Origin of the sequence: Sporolituus thermophilus DSM 23256 (genome assembly GCF_900102435.1) — a bacterium.
In the GTDB taxonomy this organism is placed as follows: Bacteria; Bacillota; Negativicutes; order Sporomusales; family Thermosinaceae; genus Thermosinus; species Thermosinus thermophilus.
The window spans coordinates 70154-89416 of sequence record NZ_FNBU01000003.1 but is presented as its reverse complement, the minus strand read 5'-3'; the positions used below and the strand labels follow the sequence as shown (position 1 = coordinate 89416).

18 protein-coding genes are annotated in these 19263 nt (G+C 51.4%); 2 read left to right on the top strand and 16 right to left on the bottom strand.

The genetic code is table 11. From position 1 onward, the window contains the following. Window positions 1-63: 63 nt before the first annotated feature. The 15 genes from BLQ99_RS02935 to BLQ99_RS02865 form a co-directional block, all read right to left on the bottom strand. On the bottom strand, window positions 64-630 hold the full coding sequence (locus tag BLQ99_RS02935) for a beta-class carbonic anhydrase (RefSeq protein ID WP_093687982.1): 567 nt from the start codon (window positions 628-630) through the stop codon (window positions 64-66). Window positions 631-842: 212 nt separating this feature from the next. Further along, window positions 843-2105 (bottom strand): benzoate/H(+) symporter BenE family transporter, encoded by a 1263-nt coding sequence (locus BLQ99_RS02930; protein ID WP_093687980.1) that lies wholly within the window; start codon window positions 2103-2105, stop codon window positions 843-845. Window positions 2106-2521: 416 nt separating this feature from the next. Then, entirely contained in the window at window positions 2522-3535 is a 1014-nt protein-coding gene (gene dmpG / locus BLQ99_RS02925) for a 4-hydroxy-2-oxovalerate aldolase (RefSeq protein ID WP_171904577.1), read from the bottom strand. After that, complete coding sequence (locus BLQ99_RS02920) at window positions 3536-4414, bottom strand: acetaldehyde dehydrogenase (acetylating) (RefSeq protein WP_093687978.1); 879 nt, start codon at window positions 4412-4414, stop codon at window positions 3536-3538. A 15-nt stretch (window positions 4415-4429) separates the two neighbouring features. After that, window positions 4430-5212 (bottom strand): 2-keto-4-pentenoate hydratase, encoded by a 783-nt coding sequence (locus BLQ99_RS02915; protein ID WP_093687976.1) that lies wholly within the window; start codon window positions 5210-5212, stop codon window positions 4430-4432. Then, a complete protein-coding gene (locus BLQ99_RS02910; RefSeq protein ID WP_093687974.1) occupies window positions 5181-6131 on the bottom strand; it encodes a molybdopterin-binding protein in 951 nt (316 codons plus the stop codon). The genes BLQ99_RS02915 and BLQ99_RS02910 overlap by 32 nt, the downstream gene beginning before the upstream one ends. Further along, entirely contained in the window at window positions 6122-6958 is an 837-nt protein-coding gene (locus BLQ99_RS02905; RefSeq protein ID WP_093687972.1) for a hypothetical protein, read from the bottom strand. Before BLQ99_RS02905 ends, BLQ99_RS02910 begins: the two co-directional genes overlap by 10 nt. A 27-nt stretch (window positions 6959-6985) precedes the next feature. Beyond that, a complete protein-coding gene (locus BLQ99_RS02900) occupies window positions 6986-8410 on the bottom strand; it encodes a hypothetical protein (RefSeq protein ID WP_171904576.1) in 1425 nt (474 codons plus the stop codon). Further along, complete coding sequence (locus tag BLQ99_RS02895; protein WP_093687970.1) at window positions 8407-9024, bottom strand: 4Fe-4S binding protein; 618 nt, start codon at window positions 9022-9024, stop codon at window positions 8407-8409. The genes BLQ99_RS02900 and BLQ99_RS02895 overlap by 4 nt, the downstream gene beginning before the upstream one ends. Window positions 9025-9163: 139 nt before the next feature. Beyond that, window positions 9164-9943: an IclR family transcriptional regulator gene (locus BLQ99_RS02890; protein WP_093687968.1), complete on the bottom strand. Its 780-nt coding sequence runs from the start codon at window positions 9941-9943 to the stop codon at window positions 9164-9166. Window positions 9944-10124: 181 nt separating this feature from the next. Then, window positions 10125-11318: a nickel pincer cofactor biosynthesis protein LarC gene (gene larC, locus BLQ99_RS02885; RefSeq protein WP_093687966.1), complete on the bottom strand. Its 1194-nt coding sequence runs from the start codon at window positions 11316-11318 to the stop codon at window positions 10125-10127. A 425-nt stretch (window positions 11319-11743) separates the two neighbouring features. Further along, window positions 11744-12532: an IclR family transcriptional regulator gene (locus BLQ99_RS02880; RefSeq protein WP_216093619.1), complete on the bottom strand. Its 789-nt coding sequence runs from the start codon at window positions 12530-12532 to the stop codon at window positions 11744-11746. A 423-nt stretch (window positions 12533-12955) separates the two neighbouring features. Then, a complete protein-coding gene (locus tag BLQ99_RS02875) occupies window positions 12956-13951 on the bottom strand; it encodes an NAD(P)H-dependent amine dehydrogenase family protein (RefSeq protein WP_093687964.1) in 996 nt (331 codons plus the stop codon). Window positions 13952-14123: 172 nt separating this feature from the next. Next, window positions 14124-14468: a DUF3870 domain-containing protein gene (locus tag BLQ99_RS02870; RefSeq protein ID WP_093687962.1), complete on the bottom strand. Its 345-nt coding sequence runs from the start codon at window positions 14466-14468 to the stop codon at window positions 14124-14126. 4 nt (window positions 14469-14472) lie between these two features. Beyond that, on the bottom strand, window positions 14473-15645 hold the full coding sequence (locus BLQ99_RS02865; protein ID WP_093687960.1) for a M20 metallopeptidase family protein: 1173 nt from the start codon (window positions 15643-15645) through the stop codon (window positions 14473-14475). Between the two features lie 255 nt (window positions 15646-15900). Here BLQ99_RS02865 and BLQ99_RS02860 point away from each other — a divergent pair, with 255 nt between their 5' ends. Both BLQ99_RS02860 and queG read left to right on the top strand, forming a co-directional pair. After that, window positions 15901-16641, top strand: coding sequence for a hypothetical protein (locus BLQ99_RS02860; protein WP_093687958.1), 741 nt, complete (start codon window positions 15901-15903; stop codon window positions 16639-16641). 205 nt (window positions 16642-16846) lie between these two features. Further along, window positions 16847-17749 (top strand): tRNA epoxyqueuosine(34) reductase QueG, encoded by a 903-nt coding sequence (gene queG / locus BLQ99_RS02855; RefSeq protein ID WP_093687956.1) that lies wholly within the window; start codon window positions 16847-16849, stop codon window positions 17747-17749. 57 nt (window positions 17750-17806) lie between these two features. Here the strand turns inward: queG and BLQ99_RS02850 are convergent, their stop codons facing one another. Continuing rightward, a complete protein-coding gene (locus tag BLQ99_RS02850) occupies window positions 17807-19186 on the bottom strand; it encodes an aminotransferase class V-fold PLP-dependent enzyme (RefSeq protein ID WP_093687954.1) in 1380 nt (459 codons plus the stop codon). Window positions 19187-19263 lie beyond the last annotated feature (77 nt).

Below are 19263 nucleotides of genomic sequence, written 5' to 3'. Positions count from 1 at the left end.
TTCGCCAGGTATCCGGACATATTTGAATTTAAAGGACTCGGCATCTAGGAGCACGGTCTATATTTAGCTGTCATAACCATTAACCAGTATGGATAATTCCCCTGTATTCGGTTCAAAAATCAAACCATGAACAGGAATATCGGCCGGAATCAACGGGTTGTTTTTAATTTTTTCAACTACTTGTTTTACGTTCTCATGTGGTCGGTGGAAATTATCCAGCCATAATTCAAATTCCTCTTTGATCATCTTAATCGCGTCATGTGATATACCTCTTCGCAGCATTTTATCAATAATTGCCTGCGAAGTTGAGTGAGCAACCCCACAATCTTCATGGCCTATTACCATAATTTCTTTAATATCAAGCTCAAAAATGGCTATTACAAGGCTTCTGATGGTAGCCTCAAAGCTGCCCGTGATGGAATTTCCGGCATTTTTTATGACTACCGCTTCCTGCCGTTTGATGCCAAGCGCCGGTTCCAAAAAATCAACAAGCCGCGTATCCATGCAAGTAAATATGGCTAATCTCTTTTTCGGGAACTTGCTAACCTTTGGCGCGGTTTGTCTAAACGCTTCTGATACATTTTGAACAAAAGATTGGTTTACCGCCAATATTTGTTCCAATAGCGTCATAATTCGCCTCCTACGGTAATTTTTATCCTATATTCCCGCTTAAAAACGAAGCATATTCAAGAGTGGGACGTCTATCACGTCAACGCCAATGATGTATTTAATGATGTATTTTAATAAAGAGCAGGAAGCTCCCGCCTTCCTGCTCTTTATTGTTAATAAGACACCATATATCTGATATTATTGCGCAGCATTCGCGAACAACAATAAAACGATTAAGCCTTAGCGTTTGCTAAGCTACTTCCGTTGGTGCCATTAACAAATTTGAAATCATTTTTCTCCAGCAGCAGCGAAGTTAAAACCCCAAAAATAATGGCCCAAAAAGGAGCGCCAATATTCAAGATCGACAAATTGGTAATAGCGACGAAAAAGGCTACAACAGCACCCGACCGGAACTGGCCGGTGAAGGCACCTTTAAAGACGCTGCCAAACACGTCAAACATTGCAAGTCCTGCCAATACGGCGGTAAATTCAGGCGGAACAAGTTTGACCGCGTCAACAGCCACTTTGGCGGAAAGCGCAAATGTAAACCAGAATACTCCCTCAAAGAACGCCGCGATAAACCGCATCTCTTTTCTTTCCCCAGCGGCCGAACTGGAACAGATTGCTGTACTCGGCCCGGCAGTAACAGCCGGATGTGCGCCAACCAATCCATTAATAAAAGCACCGATACTGGGAACCAAATACATGGCATTTATCGGCGGTTTATAGCCTTCTGCCATAAGCACGCCAACCGCTTGGATGTTCTGCACGCCAATAACCAGGAAAAACAGGGGAACACTGATATTCAGTATGGCTTTGAGACTGATATCGGGGGCGACAAATACAGGTTTAGCCAATTGCCAATTTAATGTTACCGGTTTAACCAGGCCGAAAGAAGTCAACAAAATGGCGCCGGCAATCATGGCGATCATAATGGGCGGTATTTTCTGCGAAAAATGCCGGAAGGTCATTGTGACAAAAAAGACTACCAGCATGACGCCATAAATCGAGGGAGTTTTAATTGCCGCGGAAAACATGCTAACACCGAAGCTTAACAACACGCCACCGACCATGCCAAGCATTATCGGAACCGGTATATGATCAACAACCTTTTTAATAGCTCCTGTCGCGGTAAGAATAAATGTTGCCAAGCCGACAAGCATATAAGCTCCAACTGCCTCATTTATCGTAAATTGTGATAGTACTTTGCCCAAAAGCACAGCCCCAGGTATACTGTAAGCAATAACAACTGGAATACGATACCGCAAAGCCATAAACATTGTCGAAAGGCCACCGAAAACATAAATACCAAACAACCACGAAACTGCCTGGGCATCTGTCAGTCCGCCCTGTTTGGCGGCATTCATTACGATTACACCGGGCCCAAGAGTGCTGAATAGGGTAGCTACCAGACCCGTTCCCACTGCGGCTGCATTAATATTAGCCCATAATACTTTTAAACTTTCTCTGAGGTCGTAGCCTTTCTCCATTATCATACTGAATCCCCCCTACATGTGTTGCTAAACTTGAATTAAGCCCCTTGGAAGTTAGATTAAAATCTCATTGTCTTTCACGCCAATAAAAATGCAGTCCATAACCCTTGGTCTCCCCAATGCCTTTCTTATATATCGCTGAAAGAAAACATCCAACAATATTATTTTGGTTTCAAGCAGGTCCGATCTTGCCTTTCCCCCGCTTCCTTAACAATTGCCCGAATAGCGGCATCCACCTCGGCGGCTGTATCCTCGGGTCTTAGAACATTTGTTTCCCTAAACCCTTACCAACATCTGACGCCATCCCTATTATGGCTGTCTGCAATATTGCCGGTTCCTACGATCTGGCCCGTATTAGAACATTACCTTTCAAACATTTCCTGGAAATGTGCCATATACAGGCCCATCTCAGGTCACCCCTACGCAGTCCGCGCTTTCTTATTTGCCAGCTCTATGGCAACGTCAATAATCAGATCCTCCTGTCCACCAACAGTTTTGCGCCGCCCCAGTTCGATCAAAACATCCCTGGCGTCGACGCCGAATTTCTCCGCCGCGCGGTACGCATGCAATAGGAAACTGCTGTATGCTCCGGCATAGCCTATAGCCAAAGCTTCCCTATTTATAATTTGCGGCCGTTGCATTAGCGGCGCTACCACTTCCTCGCTCAGGTCCATTACCTTATAAAGATCTATTCCTGTTTCATATCCCATGCGATTGAGAACAGCTACCAAAACCTCCAATTGGGCATTCCCGGCTCCGCCGCCCAGACCTCGAACCGTACCGTCCAACACCGTTGCTCCGGCTTCAATAGCGGCAAGATTATTTCCTATAGCAAGACCCAGGTTATTATGGGCGTGAAAGCCTACAGGAAGCGATACGGCGGACCTTACAGCACTAACCCGGGCCTTGACATCTTCCGGCAGCATGGCCCCGGCCGAATCGGCTACATAGATAATGTCTGCACCATAGCTTTCAAACAGTTTGGCCTGTTCAGCCACTTTTTCCGGGGAAGCCATATGCGACATCATTAAAAAACCGATAGCTTCAAGACCGTTCTTTTTGGCAAAACCGATGTGTTGCTCGCCAACATCGGCTTCCGTTACATGGGTTGCAACCCGTACCGTCTTCGCACCGTACTCCATTGCAACCTTCAAATCTTCAATCGTGCCAATTCCCGGGATTAGCAATACATCAAGCCGGGTTTGCTTTATCGCTTGCGATACAGCCTTAAGGTATTCCCGGTCTGTTGCCTTGGCAAAGCCATATTGCATTGAAGATCCACCAAGACCATCTCCATGGCCTACTTCGATTGTTCCAACGCCGGCTTCATCCAAACGCGAAGCAATCAAGGCCACCTGCTCCGGCGTTAATTGGTGGCTGACAGCGTGCATCCCATCCCGTAATGTAGTATCAATTATTCTAATCCGCTTCACCTAAAACACCGCCTTTTGCTTAAACTGGGCATAACGCTCGCCAACTGCGACGGCAGCTGCCGTAATAATATCAAGATTGCCCGAATAAGTTGGCAAGTAATCACCAGCCCCTGTAACTTCAATCATTGCTACCACCCGTTCGCCATCGGCATAAGGGGGAACTTTGAGCCGGTATCCTGGCACATACCGCTGCACTACTGCCACAATTTCATTTACGCTTTTTACAATATCGTCAATCCGTCGTGTGTCACACTTGGCATAGATGGTATTACGCATCAAGATCGGCGGTTCCGCCGGGTTCAGGATAATTATCGCCTTGGCGTCCTTGGCGCCGCCGACGGAGATCAGGCCCTGCCGGGTCGTTTGCGTGAATTCGTCAATGTTTTTCCGCGTGCCGGGTCCGGCGCTCCGGCTACTAATGGTCGCCACTATTTCCGCATATTCCACCTCGGTCACTCGACTGACGCCGTATACAATCGGTATCGTTGCCTGTCCGCCGCAAGTAATTAAGTTGACATTCATAGCGCTATTTAAGTGCTGGTCCAAGTTTACGGCAGGAACGACATAAGGTCCCACCGCCGCGGGGGTGAGGTCAACGGTGAATAGGCCGGCCTCCTTCAATAGCGGCGCATGCTTGAGATGCGGCTTAGCACCAGTAGCGTCAAATACGATGTCCAAGTCCTTAACTGCCAGTACGCCGTCGATGCCTTCCAGGGAGATAGGGATCCCTTTGGAAGCGGCAATTTTCAGTCCTTCCGACTGCGGATCGATTCCTGATACGAGTGCAACTTCGTGATACGGGCTCCGTAAAAGCTTCAGCATTAAATCAATGCCGATATTTCCCGGTCCCAGTACCGCTGCTTTCAGTTTTTTCTGCATCTTTTGGTCCTCCTTTTAGATAAACCGGGCACTGACGCTACCGATATGGTCGAAAGTCGCCCTGATGTTGTCCCCAGCAGCTACCGGACAGGCAGCGGTCAGTGATCCGGACATGATTATTTCTCCTGCTTTGAGGGTAATTCCGAACTGGGAAAGTTTATTAGCCAGCCAGGCCACGGCATTTGCCGGATGACCAAGTACGGCCGCCCCGGCCCCGGTAGCAACGATTTCGCCGTTTTTCTCCAGTACCATCCCCATGTAGCGCATATCTAGCGCCCCAACGGGCAGCAGCTTGCCGCTGAGGATGACTTTGCCAATGGAAGCGCCGTCGGCAATGGTGTCCTGAATTTTAATCTTCCAGTCTTTTATGCGGGTATCAATAATCTCCAGCGCCGGCATAATTCCCGCCGTAGCCTCAAGCACCTGCGCCACGGTGATGCCGGGACCGGCCAAGTCGCGCTTCAGCACGAAAGCAATTTCCGCCTCCACTTTTGGGGCGATGAGCTCGTTCATGCTGACCGCATCGCCCTCCAGAGCCATCATGCGGTCGGTAATGTAGCCGTAATCCGGTTCAAACACGCCGAGCGCAGCCTGCATGGCTTTGCTGGTCAGGCCAATTTTTCGGCCTACAATAACGTGCCCGTCGTTTTCCCGCAACTTTTGGCCTACAAGCTGTACCTGATAGGCATCTTCGTTAGTGATGGCCGGATAACGCGCCGTTAGCGCTTCAACAGGTGTCCGCGTCATTTCCGCCTGATAAAGTTCTTTAGCTAGTTGCTCTATGATGGTTTTTTCCATGATCTTCCTCCCCGCTAGTTTGATGGGTATGATGCTGCCAGTGCTTACCGCTTAGCTTCTGGCGTAAGATTTGCGCAATTTCATCCGCCAGCGCGACTTTGTCGATCCGCCCCGTCCGGCAGTGTCGCCTCAAGGCTGCGCTGCTCGCCACCACCTCGTCGTGGGGGCCGGGAAGGTTGATAATTGTGGCGATGCCGCACTGGCCTACGCCAATACGCACTCCGGCTTTAACATGCCGGCCGGTGCCTTGCTGAAACTTGACAATCCAGGGGGTTGCCGCCGCCGGGTCAATCGCGGTCGTTGCCTCAACGCTGAAGTCTTTGTCTTCAGCGCCAACGCCGCCGGTGGTAATTATCAACCCAAAACCACGGTCGAGGGCGTCGTCGATTTTCCTTCTAATTACCACCGCATCGTCGTCGAGAATACCACCAAACTCAACGCTGTAGCCTTGCTCGGTCAAGAGGCGCATGAGAAAGGGCGAATTGGTATCTTCAATCATTCGCTGCTTTACTTCAAATCCGGTGGCAAACACTATTGCCCGCCGCAGCACCGCCTGCTCGATCTCGGTAGCGAGGTGTTCCGTCCGCGTGATAAGTTCGCTGGCCTGCTGTTCATCAAAAGCGATAAGCCCCATTATACCGGACGAATCCACATAGGCATCAGCGGTAACGGTAAGCCCGGGCACCGTGGCCAGCCCGTCGAGAATAGCCCGCTCCTTACCGGCAATTTGCCTCAGGTCCAAACTCTTTTCAAGGATATCCAGGCAAATATGGTCAGGCCTGACATCTACCACCAGCACGCTGGCCGGGGGAAGAGCCAGCGCTTCAGCCACTTTTTCCGCTGCGAGACTTAAATTGGTGTTAGCCAAAACAAGTCCAAAAATACGCAGCTCGGTTTTTTCGAGCAGATTCAGCTGCATGCCGCAACCTCCCCGCAGACCTCGAGCTTCATATCAAGAAGCGGGGCGTCAATAATGGCGACGCCAATGTCCAGAATATCAATGCCCCGGCCTTTTAGTTCGGAAATGGCTTCTATCTTGATGCCTTTTGCAAAAGCGATTTGGACTCTGTCGCGCCAACCTTCGGCAATGAGCGCCTCGTGCACCGCCGTTACGTCCTCCAGCCGTCCGGTATCCACCATGATTATGTCGGCGCCATATTTCACCGCCGTGAGGGCTTCCGCGGCGACAGAGCCATAATGCCCTTTAAGCTGGATGACTTTTTGTTTGTCATTCATATCTCTCACGGCAGCGAGGGTAGCTTCAATGCCGCCTAACATGCGAACAAAGTTCTTATCCAAGTAGAGAAACGGCTGGTCGGAAATCCGGAAAGCGGCCTGGCCGCAAGCCACCGCTTCCCGGACAATATGTTTAATCTCGGGAGGCATTTTTTTCCATGCTCCGCAAACAATGCGGAGGTCAGGCCCGGCTGCTTGAACGGCCTTTTGCGCTGCCGTTGCTATCCCTGATGGTTTAGCCATTATACCGATGACGATTTCTTCGGCCATGGCAATCTGTTTGGCCTTACCCGTAATGGTGGCGATTACCGCGCCCGCGTCAACGGCGGCGCCGTCGCCTAGGAGCTGGTTGACAGTGACGCCAAGGGGCATCAAAACTTCTGCCAGTCGCTTGCTCCCTGCGATAACGCCGCTCGCTTCGGCGATAACTTTGGCCATAAACGTGCGATTGCCAACCGGAGCAAAGATGGTATCTCTTATATCGGGTGGCGCCTGAATTTTTTGCTGCATTTCGCCTACCTCCGCCCTTCTTAATCTTTACAGGGAAACGCCGCGCTGCTTAAGCCACTTGGGCATGAGCTCCTGATCAACCCGTGCCGACACTTCGGGCGCCTTACGTATCAGCAGCTCAGCCAGTGATTTACTTACATTTATGCCGCCCATGGCGCCGTCAAAGATGATAACCTTGTCGGTCTTGGCCGCTTTGTAGGCAAAGTGCATCGCCTCGTCCAGCTCATTGGCCACAACCGCATATTTCATATACGACAAGTTTTGCGGGTCGGTGTTGAACAAGTCGGCTTGTTCCTGGCCGACGACAATAGTGGGCACATGCTCGGAGAAGAAAGCGCTCGGATAACCACCCCATGCGTAGTTGTGCACAACCATCTTAATCGCCGGGTTGACGGGCAGCACACCGTCAATCAAAGGTTTGCCGTTTTTGCCGTAGAAAGCTTCGGTATACCAGGTATAGGGCGGCAAGCCTTTGTCAAGGTCGAACAAGTCTTGATTCGCACCGGCAAAGTTGGCGTAAATTACGCCGGCAGCGAACACATAGGGCACCGGGCAGGGGAAGTCCAGACCGACGATACACTCATCAATTTCGCCCAGCAGTGTCATGATTTTGCCATAATATTTGAGGCCTTCTACCGTTATTTGATCATTGAGCACATAGAGGTCATTTTCGGCGCTTACGCCAACTACGCCGCTCGGCGACATATTCAGAAAGGCAGCGAAGGCGAATTTACTCTTCACAAACTCTGACTCAAAGATGGCGCGGGCGGTAAAATTCGCTCCCCGGGGCCCCATGTTCCAATGATAGGTCGACCGGGTTTCGATCCGCGCGTAGGACATGCCAAAAGGTTTAACTGCCCGGTCAACCTGACGATGGAAATGCACTTCCCGCACATCACTGTTATGCACATGAACAATCCAGTCGGCATCGTAAATGGCTTTGATACCGTACAAGGTGCCAATTTCAGTCTGAATGGCCACCCCTTCGTCAATGGGGGCCACGCCGCGCGCCTTACCTTTATAGTGCGCGTCAAGCCCGTACCGCTTAATATATTCTTCCGTCTCACGGAACCGTAGGCCTACGCCAGCCCGCAGCCGGATATCCGATGCACCCGTCCGCTCAGCAATAATGTCGCGCACCGCACGGAGCAGTTCAGCGTAGGGCTCGCCGCCAAGGAGAGTAAAACCGTGGTGGGAGGCGAGCACGTTTACCGAATCACCCGGCTTAATCATGGACATATCGACCTTACGGAGCGCAGCTTCCGCCGCTTGACGAATAGCGGCCAAACCGTTCTCGCCGGGGTAGATGACGTCCGGCGTATCTGCAAATAGGTCTTTCACCAGCAGGGACGTCATTTCCGGGTATTCGGCCATCCGCTTTTTCACGAGTTCCGGGGCAATGCCATACTGCGAGGCCCGCGGAGCCATGGGAGTAATTGGTTTGCGCATCATTCGGAATCCCTCCCGCTCGGTTTAGCTTCAACAACTTTGTCCAAAAGTTTTATATCTTCATCGAAGTAGAAGCCGCGGCTATTGTACTTGGCTTTAACTTCTTCCGGAATGTCCCAAACGGTGGGCGTAAGACCATACCACTGGTAGCCGGCCGGACGCTCGGGAGTGATGCCGGCTGCCTTAAGCAGTCGAAGTACTGGCTGAATGCATTCCACTTTGCAGCCCATGCGGATGCCGGTCCTGCGCGAGATCTCTTCCGGCGTCTTGGCCCCTTTGAGGATAGCGCCGGCCACTTCTTCCGCTCTGGTTGCAGTACAGTAACAGATAATTTGGTCAGGATTAAGCTTGGCTTTGATGCATAAGTTAGCAATCTCATCATAGGCGAGATCGGCAATGTCCACCTTAACCGTGTACGGTTTTTCCAGCTTCTCCATCGTGATTGCATAAACGGGACACCGTTGATTGCAGGCGCCGCAGCCACGGCAATGATCAAGGTCAATTTCCGCTTTGCGCTCTTTAACTGCAATTGTTTCGGCAGGGCAAACTTTGGAACAAATGCCGCAGCCAATACATTTGTCCTTGTCCACAACAGGTTTCAGGGATACGAGTTTCACACTTTGAACCTCCTTTTACTTTCGTTTTTTTGGGGAGCAATTAGGGCTGGTTATAACCACCTCCTTGCGGTCCGATATTATCGGACTTCGTTCACATTTAACAAACGGTTATATTTTGTAGGAAATTAAAAAGCTTTTATTATTCTTTGAAGCCAAACTCCATGGAAATGATTTTGGCCGTTTCAGTCACGTCTCGGATAATCATACTTAAGTTTTCGTTATTCATCCGGCTCGTAGGACCAGAAAAACTAATAGCGGCAATGACCGCCTGGCGGTGATTCTTAATTGGCGCAGCCACACAGGTAAGGCCGATTTCAAATTCCTCTTCATCCAAGGCATAGCCACGCAGGCGGATTTCCTGCAAATGTCGTTTTAGTTGCGCATAGTCGGTAATGGTATTGGGGGTAAATTTATGCAACACCCGTCCGGCCATGACTTTCTCAAGCTCAGTATCGCTTAGCCAGGCAAGCAGCACTTTACCCACGCCAGTACAATGGGCTGGATTGCGCCCCCCAATTTGGGATGCGATACGGATAGAGTGGAGGCTATCAACTTTGTCAATGTATACTACTTCGCCTTTGGACAGCACGGCCAAGTGTGCGGTTTCGCCGTATTTTGCCACCAGTTCACGAAGATGGGGCATAGCCAGTCGCCGAATATCCATGCTTGAATGAACCACTTGACCTAGTTCAAACAGTTTCATTCCCAAGGAGTACCGGCCTGTTGACTGGTCTTGTTGGACATAGCCCAGTTGCTCCAGCGTGGAAATCAGGCTGTACGTAGTGCTTTTGCTAAGCCCAATGGCGCGGCTAATATTGCTGAGACTATCTTGATTACCGGCAGTAGCCAAATATTCAAGGATTTGTACAGCCCTGGCCACCGACTGAATTTGCCGGCCGTGGTTGGTTTCAACAGGCATTACATCACCTCTTTGGTCGATATTCAAGTATAAGCATCTTACTAAAATTCCTGTTCCCGGCGACTGAGCCAAACGTTCCCAATAAATAATATTGCGACACTAAGCTGTAACGCGTTTGCAGAAACGAATGGTTAACCGCCAAAGTCTATTCCACTACGGTCATATTAGCCCCTGGTAATTTTTATTTTGTTTCCACAATACCTTCTATCAGTACTTGGCACTTCCCGAGGACACAGGAATGGATAGCCTTAAGCGGGATGTTATGCCGCTCGGCAATTGTCCGACAGTCTTCAAATTCCGGGGCAATATTGATTATTCGCCCGTCCAGTCTGCCGATTTTCACCCGAACTGCTCCCCACGGCGTGTCGACTGTGACCGTTTCCCGCGCCACATGGTACGAGTCGCAGTCCAAAATACGCACGCCCAAGGTACTGGTTTCCGTCAAAATTAGGCGAACAACCTCGTTTAGCTTGTCAGGCGATATCATCACGGTCAGCTTAGTGCCAGGCCGGTTTTTTTTCATGATCACCGGCGTAAGGTATACATCGTAGGCCCCGGCGGCAAACAGCCGCTCCATGACATAGCCATAAATCTGCGGGTTGAGATCGTCCATGTTAGTTTCAACCAGCTTTGCCCTCTGACCTTTCGCCTCCATTTGTACGGTGCCAAGATAGACGCGCAGCACATTGGGAATGTCAAGATCCATGCTTCCGGCACCATAAGCGACGCGCTCCGTCTTCATCCTTTCCGGCACCGCGCCAAATTCTTGGACCAAACTCGCCACCAGGGCCGCTCCGGTAGGTGTAACAAGCTCCCCCTTAATTTTGTCGCTGTAAAAGGGGATGCCCTGGAGAAGTTCAGCCGTGGCCGGCGCTGGGACAGGCATTAGGCCATGGCTGCATTTGACATAGCCGGATCCCACATGCAACGCCGAGGCGAAGACCTGCTCAATCCCGAGATACTCAAGACCAATGGCTGTCCCTACAATATCAACTATCGAGTCAATAGCCCCCACCTCATGGAAATGGACCTTATCGACCGAAGTGCCATGCACCTTGGCTTCTGCCGCCGCCAACCGGGAAAAAATCCCCTCCGCTTGCTCCTTTACCCGTTTGGACAAACTGCTTTTTTCAATGATTTTTTGGATATCGCTGAAATTGCGCGAGGGCTGAAACCACTGCCGAAACTCGACATTAAAGTACCTGGCCCGTATCCCCTTTTTGACCACATCCTTATCAATTAGCCTATAGGCAGAAAGGTCGAGCTTGGCCAGCTCGGCCCGCAGGTGTTCGATGGGTAGTCCGGCGTCAAGCAGGGCGCCAATCATCATGTTACCGCTAATGCCGGAGAAACAGTCGAGATAGATGGCTTTCACTTCTTCACCTCTATGCATTATCCGATATTACCGCACACCGTTCACAAAATGTGCGATAATAGCAAACGCTGTTCACAAATGTTACGATGTTTATATTTGACATTTAGTCTTGTTTTCCTGCTATTTTTCGACAAGTTAAAAAATAATTTTTAATAAAACTATTAATACTACAATAATTTTATTCTATATTAAGATGATACCGCCAGTCTATTTTCGAAGTGGAACAACCTAAAAAGCGTGCCAATTCGGCGGCCTTAATCCGCAAAAGATACGCTACTATCTACCCGAGTAGATGATAGTAGCGGAGAAAATGTGTTTAACGGCGGAAACGGAGCTCGCTATCGGCCAACATCCGCAAACCCGACCAGGTTTTAGTCACCATTGGATGGCTTTACGAGAATGGCCCTTATTATTTAAGTTAAAATTTATGGCTTAAACCCCAATTGCTTTGAAATCAGCTTGGCAGTGCCAGTAAGGTCTTCGATCATTTGCTCGAGGTTTCCGTTGGTCATCCGCGCGGTTGGGCCTGAAAGACTTATAGCGGCAATCACATTTCCTTTATGGTTTTTTATTGGCGCTGCGATACAAAACAGACCAATTTCAAATTCTTCCCGGTCAAAAGCATACCCGCGCTGTCTAACCTCTTCTAAGTGTTTTTTTAAAGAAAGAGCGTCCGTTATGGTATTCTCAGTAAACCTTCTAAAATCCACGTTTTTCAGGGTTTTTGCCAATTCTGCGTCCGATAAGCTTGCAAGTAGCACCTTTCCAACTCCTGTACAGTATGCCGGATTTCGTCCGCCAATTTGTGAGGCTATTCTAATTGAACGGGGACTGTCAACTTTATCGATATAAACTACTTCGCCTTTAGATAACACGGCCAAATGAACCGTTTCCTCATATTTCTTAGCAAGCTCACTGAGGTATGGCATTGCAATTTTTCTAAGATCCATATTGGCATGAACCACTTGTCCTAACTCAAATAGTTTCATCCCCAGATAATACTTGCCTGTGCTTTGGTCCTGCTGAACATACCCTAGCTGCTCCAGGGTGGAAATAAGGCTATGGGTCGTGCTTTTGCTAAGGCCTATTCCCCGACTTATGTTGGATAAACTCTCACCAGTTCGGTGCGCCGCCAAATAATTCAATATATTAAACGCTCTGACCACTGACTGAATTGCCCGCATCTTTTTCTCCTCGACTTGTATATTATTCATCGCAACCCCGCCCATTGGTATTTTCGTATATCGTTAGCCGGCACCGCTCTCATAGGCCGCCAGCAGACTGTTAATAAACTTGGCTGATATGTATAGTTAACCCTTGATTTTATTGGGCTATGAATATGAAATTCTCTCATGTAACAAGATATCCTTTGTGTTTGCTCTAAAACAAAATTTATCATATCCGAAAAAATATTTAATTTTTTATATGTACCGAAAACAGACTGCCCTGTCCGTTCTGTGTGAGCAGTTTACTTAATCGATATTGCGATACAAATGCATGAACAGTTCCGGTAAAATATTAATCTGGATGGGCACGCGGAAATATAAAAGTCCTTGCTAGGTGTCGCTAGCGGCACCTAGCAAGGACTTATTGTTTTTCTATATCAACATAAGACACCGCATATGATCTAAGAGCGGTTACCAGCAAGTAATCGGCTCGATGTCGGCCATTGTCCTGAGGCCCGGGCGGGCTTTGGCGACCACCGGAATAGCGTTGACAAGAATGGCGCAGGTGGCCACGTCGCCGTTGACGCCGCCATTGATGCAGCTATCAATGGCCGGTTCGCCGTCAATGACAATGCGGTCGCGCGCCCCGGGCTCGCCGATAGCGGCGCGGAAAACAAGGGAAATGACTTCTTCTCCGCCCATGATGCCGCGGCCTAGCTGCTGCACACCAAGAACGTTGCCGGCCTCAATGACCATGCTGTCGGTTGTTACCCGCCGCTCGGCGATGATGGGCGTGATAATATCTTCGGTTTTATCAAGCTGCCAGCCGAGACGGGCGGCAATCAGGTGCATCGACTCGGTTAGGCCTACATGCCGCAGGACGCCTTCTTCCACCTTCTTATAAAACTCTTCCACCGTAAGCCCGGCGCCGATCTTCTTTTGGAACGGAATGCGCCGGAACGTGGCGTCCTGGATGCGCTCGACCGTTACCTTGCGCACCTTGCGGCATACGCCGGTCATGGCCGCCGGCAAAAAATCCATGAGAAACCCGGGGTTAACGCCGGTAGCGAGTACCGCCGCGTTGCTCTTTTTGGCGGCCCGGTCAATACTGGCGGCCAGTTCAGGTTGGGTTTGCCAGGGATAACTCAGTTCCTCGCAGGAAGAAACAACACTCACGCCGTAAGGCAAGATACGGAGAAGCTGGTCATGAACTTTCGCCATGCTGGACGCAGTCGTCAGCACGACAACATCAGCCCGACCGCCCCCCAGCGCCGCATCGATATCAGCCGTTACGATCACGCCAAGCGGCGCCAGACCGGCCAATACGCCGACGTCTTGTCCCACCTTGGCCGGGTCGGTATCAATAGCCCCGACAATTTCCAGGTTAGGCCGCTCTGCCAAATACTGCGTCACCTTGTTGCCGATCGGGCCAAGCCCCATCTGCACGATTCTCAGTTTTTCCGTCATTTTTCTCCTCTCCTTTGTTCAGGTTAATATAAAAATAAAAAGACCAAAGAACAGAGGCACCCGCCTCACAAGTTCCTTGGTCTTACTTATCTCGGTAGCACGAAGGACGTTCATGCACCAATAAATAAGACAATATTTCGTTACTTTCATTATAACATAACTGGCGGAAAATTCAACCACCTAGCTGCAACTGCTGTTTTTTCACCATCATGTATTTATTGTGGGCATCCTTTAGGGCGACGATGAGCGCTTTCTGCACCAGGCCGAAAAAGCGGCGGCGAATGGCATCGGTCATGCCGTCCACTCCATCGCGCAAATTGTGGCCGATGAGCAGGGAACGGATAAAACTTTCGGTCATCGGACTGGCCGTATTGCAGGCCGCATCGACAATCTGGTCTGTCCGGACATCTACGACCATACTCACGAAAAACACCTGATAGATGCTGGCAATCGGGTCGTCTTTGCCCGGTTTGGCTACCCCGGTAACGAACACGGTACTTGGCCCATATTCAGCCATCGCGTTAGGCCTCCAGCAGCCGGAGGGCCGTACGGGCCATAATCTCTACCCCGTATCCCAGGCCGCGTTCATCAATATCGAATTTGGGATGGTGATGGGGATAGACAATCCCCTTTTCCTTGTTGCCAACGCCGACGAACATGAAACACCCCGGCGCTTGTTGTTGGTAGTAGGAAAAGTCCTCGCCCACCATGGCGGGGTTTACCTCCAGTACTTTATCGCCGCCCAGCACTTCCCGGCCGACGGCGGCGACGACTTTCGCCACCGCGGGGTCGTTGACAACCGGCGGATAGCCGAAATATTTCTCCAGCGTGAAGCTGGCGCCCGCCGCCGCGCAAATGCCTTGACAAATCTGCTCAATGCGGCCAAAAATTTTCCCCCGCACGGCGGGAGAAAAGCTCCGTACCGTTCCTTTCAACATCGCCGTATCCGGAATAATGTTAAAGACCTCGCCGCTTTTAAAAACGCCGATGGAGAGTACTGCCCGCTCATTATGGCTGATTTCGTTACCGATAATGCTCTTTAGAGCCAGGACAATCTGCGCACCAATCGCGATGGGATCGATCGCGTCATACGGCATCGAGCCATGTCCACCCTTGCCTTTGATCGTAATGGTAAACTCGTCAGGCGACGCCATCATCGGTCCATAGGTTATGCCCAATGTGCCGATATCGAGCGGTTGCCAGAGATGGGCGCCAATGACGGCATCCACGCCCGCCATGGCACCGTCTTTAATCATTGCCAGCGCCCCGCCGGGAAACCGCTCCTCGCTCGGTTGAAACAGCAAGCGAATGTTACCTGCCAGTTCACCCCGCAGCGCAGTAAACACTTTGGCGACCCCCAGCAACATGGCCGTATGGCCGTCGTGGCCGCAGGCATGACAAACGCCGGCTGTTTGCGACCGGTACGGCCGGTCCACTTCGTCTTGGATGGGCAAGGCGTCCATGTCGGCGCGGACGGCCACCGTCTTACCCGGTCTGACCCCTTTTATCTCGGCAATAACACCGGTACCCGCCGCCGGTCGGGGCTCAAGCCCCATCGCCGCGAGCTCGGCCATGACCTTTTGCTGGGTCGCAAACTCCTGCCCGCCAATTTCGGGATGGGCGCGAAAATGGCGCCGCAGCCCGACAATATATTCATGGTTTTCTGTGACCAAAGCATGAATTTTTTGTTCCATTCTGTCGTCCTCCCATTGCCAAAGCTCCCCTCGCGTTGGCCTTGCTAACTATTAATCCTTGTTTCTGCACAACCGCCAGGCCCTGTTTTCCGCTGGGACAAGCAGGTTATGCACGGTTGTAAACTATATATACCATTCTCTGCCAAAGCCGCAGTTCCTTCCGGAAAAGCGCCCGTGGTTGTATATTCCTGCCGGCAGTGTTAGTATATATTTAGATTGGCAACAACTTGGCTCTAGCAGATTGCGGAGGTTAACGTGAACGGAAACCGGAAAAAAGATGACCAGTATCACCGCCTTATTACCGAGGCGCGCAAATGCTTTGAACGGCAGGAACGGGAAAAAGCCTGTTATTGGTACGTGCAGGCCGGCCTCCATCAACGGCCGGACGCCGAACTGCGCGATCTGGCCGACTTTTTGGTCGTGGCCATTGAATTTCGGCCTGAACTGGCCGGCGAAATCGCCCGCCTGCTTTTGGCCAAAAGTGAGCCCCTGCCGCCCCTTTACATCCAGGATTTGTTCTTTTGCGCTTTGACCCTCCCGGACCACGTTTTGGAGCAAGAAGTGGCCAAGCGAGTGCTGGCCGGGCCGCTTACGCCGAACTTGTGCGTCCGGATCGCCGATATGTATTTTGAATACGCCGCCGACCGGCGCCACCAGGTCAGAGCGGCGGAATGGATCCGGCGGGCGGCTGAAGCCACTCCCCTAACCTTTGACGACTGGGCGGCCAAGGCCTACGCCTATTATCTGCTGCTCGACGATGACAAAGCGCCGCTGGCCGTTCTCGGCTGCGCGCAAAGGTGCGTCGAATTGGCCGAAACCACGCCGACGATTGACCTTGACGCCCTGCAGGACTTAGGGGAAGCTCTCAGCATTCTTGATAACGGCAGTAGCATTACGAAGCACCTGTACGATAAAATCCTGGCCAACAACCTTATCCCCCTGCCGGATAAACACCGCATCTGGCAGGAGATTAAAGGCAATCAGGGCTACTTATAATCCACCCTGAAAATCGGCTATTTTAAGCCAGAATATTAGGAACCACAGAGGACACGGAGTGGGATATTTTTAACCTAACGCGATGAAATCGCGTCTCTGTGTTCTCTGTGGTTAAACATCGGTTTTCATGCTTTGTGGTGCCAATGTATTGGCATGATTATCTTAGCGAGTTTTTAGTCGCAGCAGCGAAAGGGGGACGAATGCCATGAAGGAAAAGCTTAAGCAGTTTTGCCGTTCGCAAGGACTTGAGTATGTAGGCATCGCTCCCCCGGGCCCTTATCCCGAACTCGCAGCAATACTGCACGACCGCATGGCCAAAGGCCAGTGCACTGAGTTTGACGGGCCCGAAATCGCCAAACGCATTGATCCTCGTCTCACCATGGCTGACGTCCAGTCCGTCATTGTCTGCCTGTTCCCCTATTACATCGGCCACCAGGCGCCGGCCAATCTCGCCAAATACACCTACGGGCTTGACTACCACCACATCATCCGCCGCAAGCTGGACGAGATCGGCATCTACCTGCAGGCGAACATTCCGGGCTTCGCCTATCAGCCGTTTGTGGATACCGGGCCGCTGGTGGACCGCTATTTGGCTTACCTGGCCGGCCTGGGCTTCTATGGGATCAACAGCCACATTATCACCGATAAGTACGGCTCCTATGTGTTTATCGGCTATCTTCTCACCAACTATCCCTTCGCCCCAGACCGGCCGCAAAACCGCACCTGCATCCAGTGCGGCCAATGCGTGAAGATGTGCCCCGGCCAAATCATCCTTGGCAATTTTGCCATCGATCCGCGGGGCTGCCGCTCTTATCTGACCCAGAAAAAGGGCGACTTGTCCCCGGCCGAAATCAGCATTATCCAAAAAACCGGCCTTGTCTTCGGCTGCGACGTCTGCCAGGACGTTTGCCCCCATAACCGGGACGTCGCCCTGACGCCCCTTGCCGAATTCAGGCAGCAGCTTCTTCCCTGGCTGGACGAAACCGAAGTCGCCGCCCTATCCAACAAGGAATTTACCTGCCGCTACGGTGACCGCGCCTTCAGCTGGCGGGGAAAGAAAATATTGCTGCGTAATTTCGCGTATATCCAAGGCCGACAGTGCCGCTAAAAAGTCACCCCCTCCCAAGCTCCGGGAGGGGATAAATAATTCAGCAAGGCGCCGCTATCAGCAGTATAAGTGCCGGTTAAGGCTTGCGGCCGCGCAGCGTTTGCCGCGGCCATCCTGCTGATATTTTGTTTTATAGTAGTCCCGCTTCTTGGCAATTCGCTGCAGACAGTCAATAAGCACATCCACCTCGCGGCAATCGTTATACAGGCCGAAGCTCACCCGGACCAAGCCGGGAACAAGAATATCGTCATGAGTCTGATAATAGGCCACCGCCTCGTCGCTTAAATTCAAGAGCTTTTCTACATAGAGGTGAGCACAGAAGAGGCCGCTGCGGGACGCAATCCCCGCTTCCTGGGCGAGTATGTCGGCGACAAGGCTGTGGTGCAGCCCTTCGAGCGTGAAGGAAATCAAGCTCACCCGGTCTTCGCTTTTATCCCGGTGGCGGTACAGCGTTAGCCCCGGCACCGTGGCCAGGCCGTCAATGGCATATTCGATCAGATTTCGTTCGTAGCCGGCAATTGCTTTCATGTCCAGGCTCTGCAGCGTCTGGATCGCCGTCGCCAGCGCAAGCACCCCCATCATATTGGGGGTACCGGCTTCAAAGCGGGCCGGCGGTTCATCCCATTGTACGGACTGAGCGGAAACCAGCCCGACCGCCCCGCCGCCTTTGTAGACTGGCTCGGCATCAGCAAAGGTGTCCCGCGGTCCGATGAGGACGCCGGCGCCGAAGGGGGCGTACATCTTATGGGCGGAAAAGGCCAGATAATCAATATGTTCCAGCGAATTAGCAGGTTTCATATCGACCGGTACATGGGGAACAAGTTGCGCGCCGTCGACGAAAATTTTGGCGTCATACTTATGGGCCAGGCGGGCAATCTCATAAATTGGGTTGACATATCCCGTTACATTGGAGGCACCGGTAACGGCAACCAGTTTGACCCGCCCCTGATACTTGAGCAGTTTGGCTTCTAAATCCGGCAATGACAGCCGGCCGGCTTCGTCGATAGCGACATAGTCGGTCGTAAACCGCTCCCGCCAGGGCAAATCATTGGCCAGATGCTCCATCTGGGTGGAAAGCACGACCTGGTTCCGGCCGGCGGCGGCCAATACATGGGCGAGGATATTAATTGCCTCAGTCGTGTTTTTCGTAAATATTACAACATCATGGGAAGAGGCGTTGACAAACCGCCGGACTACATCCCGCGCCGCTTCATAGAGCTTAGAAGCCAAGACCGACTTATAACCTTTTCCCCGGTGAACAGACCCATACCAGGGCGCGTAACTCATAATCTCTTTCATCACCGAGCGGAAGGGCGGAGTAGTCGCTGCATTGTCGAAATTAATTGCCGTCACATATTGGCCGTCAGCCAGGGGCACCTTGGCGTCCACGCCAACAACCATGCTCCGCAAATAAGGGCCGATATTCGGGCAACGCATCTTAAATCACCACCACACGCCAAATTCTGACGCCGCGTCTTTAAACCCTTAGTATAATGTATGTAGCCGCACGCCAT

Coding starts and splice junctions, on each gene's coding strand:
- BLQ99_RS02850 (WP_093687954.1), bottom strand. CDS start 19,186: ATGCGTTGCCCGAATATCGGCCCTTATTTGCGGAGCATGGTTGTTGGC.
- BLQ99_RS02870 (WP_093687962.1), bottom strand. CDS start 14,468: ATGGCTGAATATGGGCCAAGTACCGTGTTCGTTACCGGGGTAGCCAAA.
- BLQ99_RS02890 (WP_093687968.1), bottom strand. CDS start 9,943: ATGCCTGTTGAAACCAACCACGGCCGGCAAATTCAGTCGGTGGCCAGG.
- BLQ99_RS02880 (WP_216093619.1), bottom strand. CDS start 12,532: ATGAATAATATACAAGTCGAGGAGAAAAAGATGCGGGCAATTCAGTCA.
- BLQ99_RS02920 (WP_093687978.1), bottom strand. CDS start 4,414: ATGCAGAAAAAACTGAAAGCAGCGGTACTGGGACCGGGAAATATCGGC.
- BLQ99_RS02905 (WP_093687972.1), bottom strand. CDS start 6,958: ATGCAGCAAAAAATTCAGGCGCCACCCGATATAAGAGATACCATCTTT.
- BLQ99_RS02930 (WP_093687980.1), bottom strand. CDS start 2,105: ATGATAATGGAGAAAGGCTACGACCTCAGAGAAAGTTTAAAAGTATTA.
- BLQ99_RS02935 (WP_093687982.1), bottom strand. CDS start 630: ATGACGCTATTGGAACAAATATTGGCGGTAAACCAATCTTTTGTTCAA.
- queG (WP_093687956.1), top strand. CDS start 16,847: ATGAAGGAAAAGCTTAAGCAGTTTTGCCGTTCGCAAGGACTTGAGTAT.
- BLQ99_RS02910 (WP_093687974.1), bottom strand. CDS start 6,131: ATGCAGCTGAATCTGCTCGAAAAAACCGAGCTGCGTATTTTTGGACTT.
- BLQ99_RS02900 (WP_171904576.1), bottom strand. CDS start 8,410: ATGATGCGCAAACCAATTACTCCCATGGCTCCGCGGGCCTCGCAGTAT.
- BLQ99_RS02865 (WP_093687960.1), bottom strand. CDS start 15,645: ATGGAACAAAAAATTCATGCTTTGGTCACAGAAAACCATGAATATATT.
- BLQ99_RS02875 (WP_093687964.1), bottom strand. CDS start 13,951: ATGACGGAAAAACTGAGAATCGTGCAGATGGGGCTTGGCCCGATCGGC.
- BLQ99_RS02915 (WP_093687976.1), bottom strand. CDS start 5,212: ATGGAAAAAACCATCATAGAGCAACTAGCTAAAGAACTTTATCAGGCG.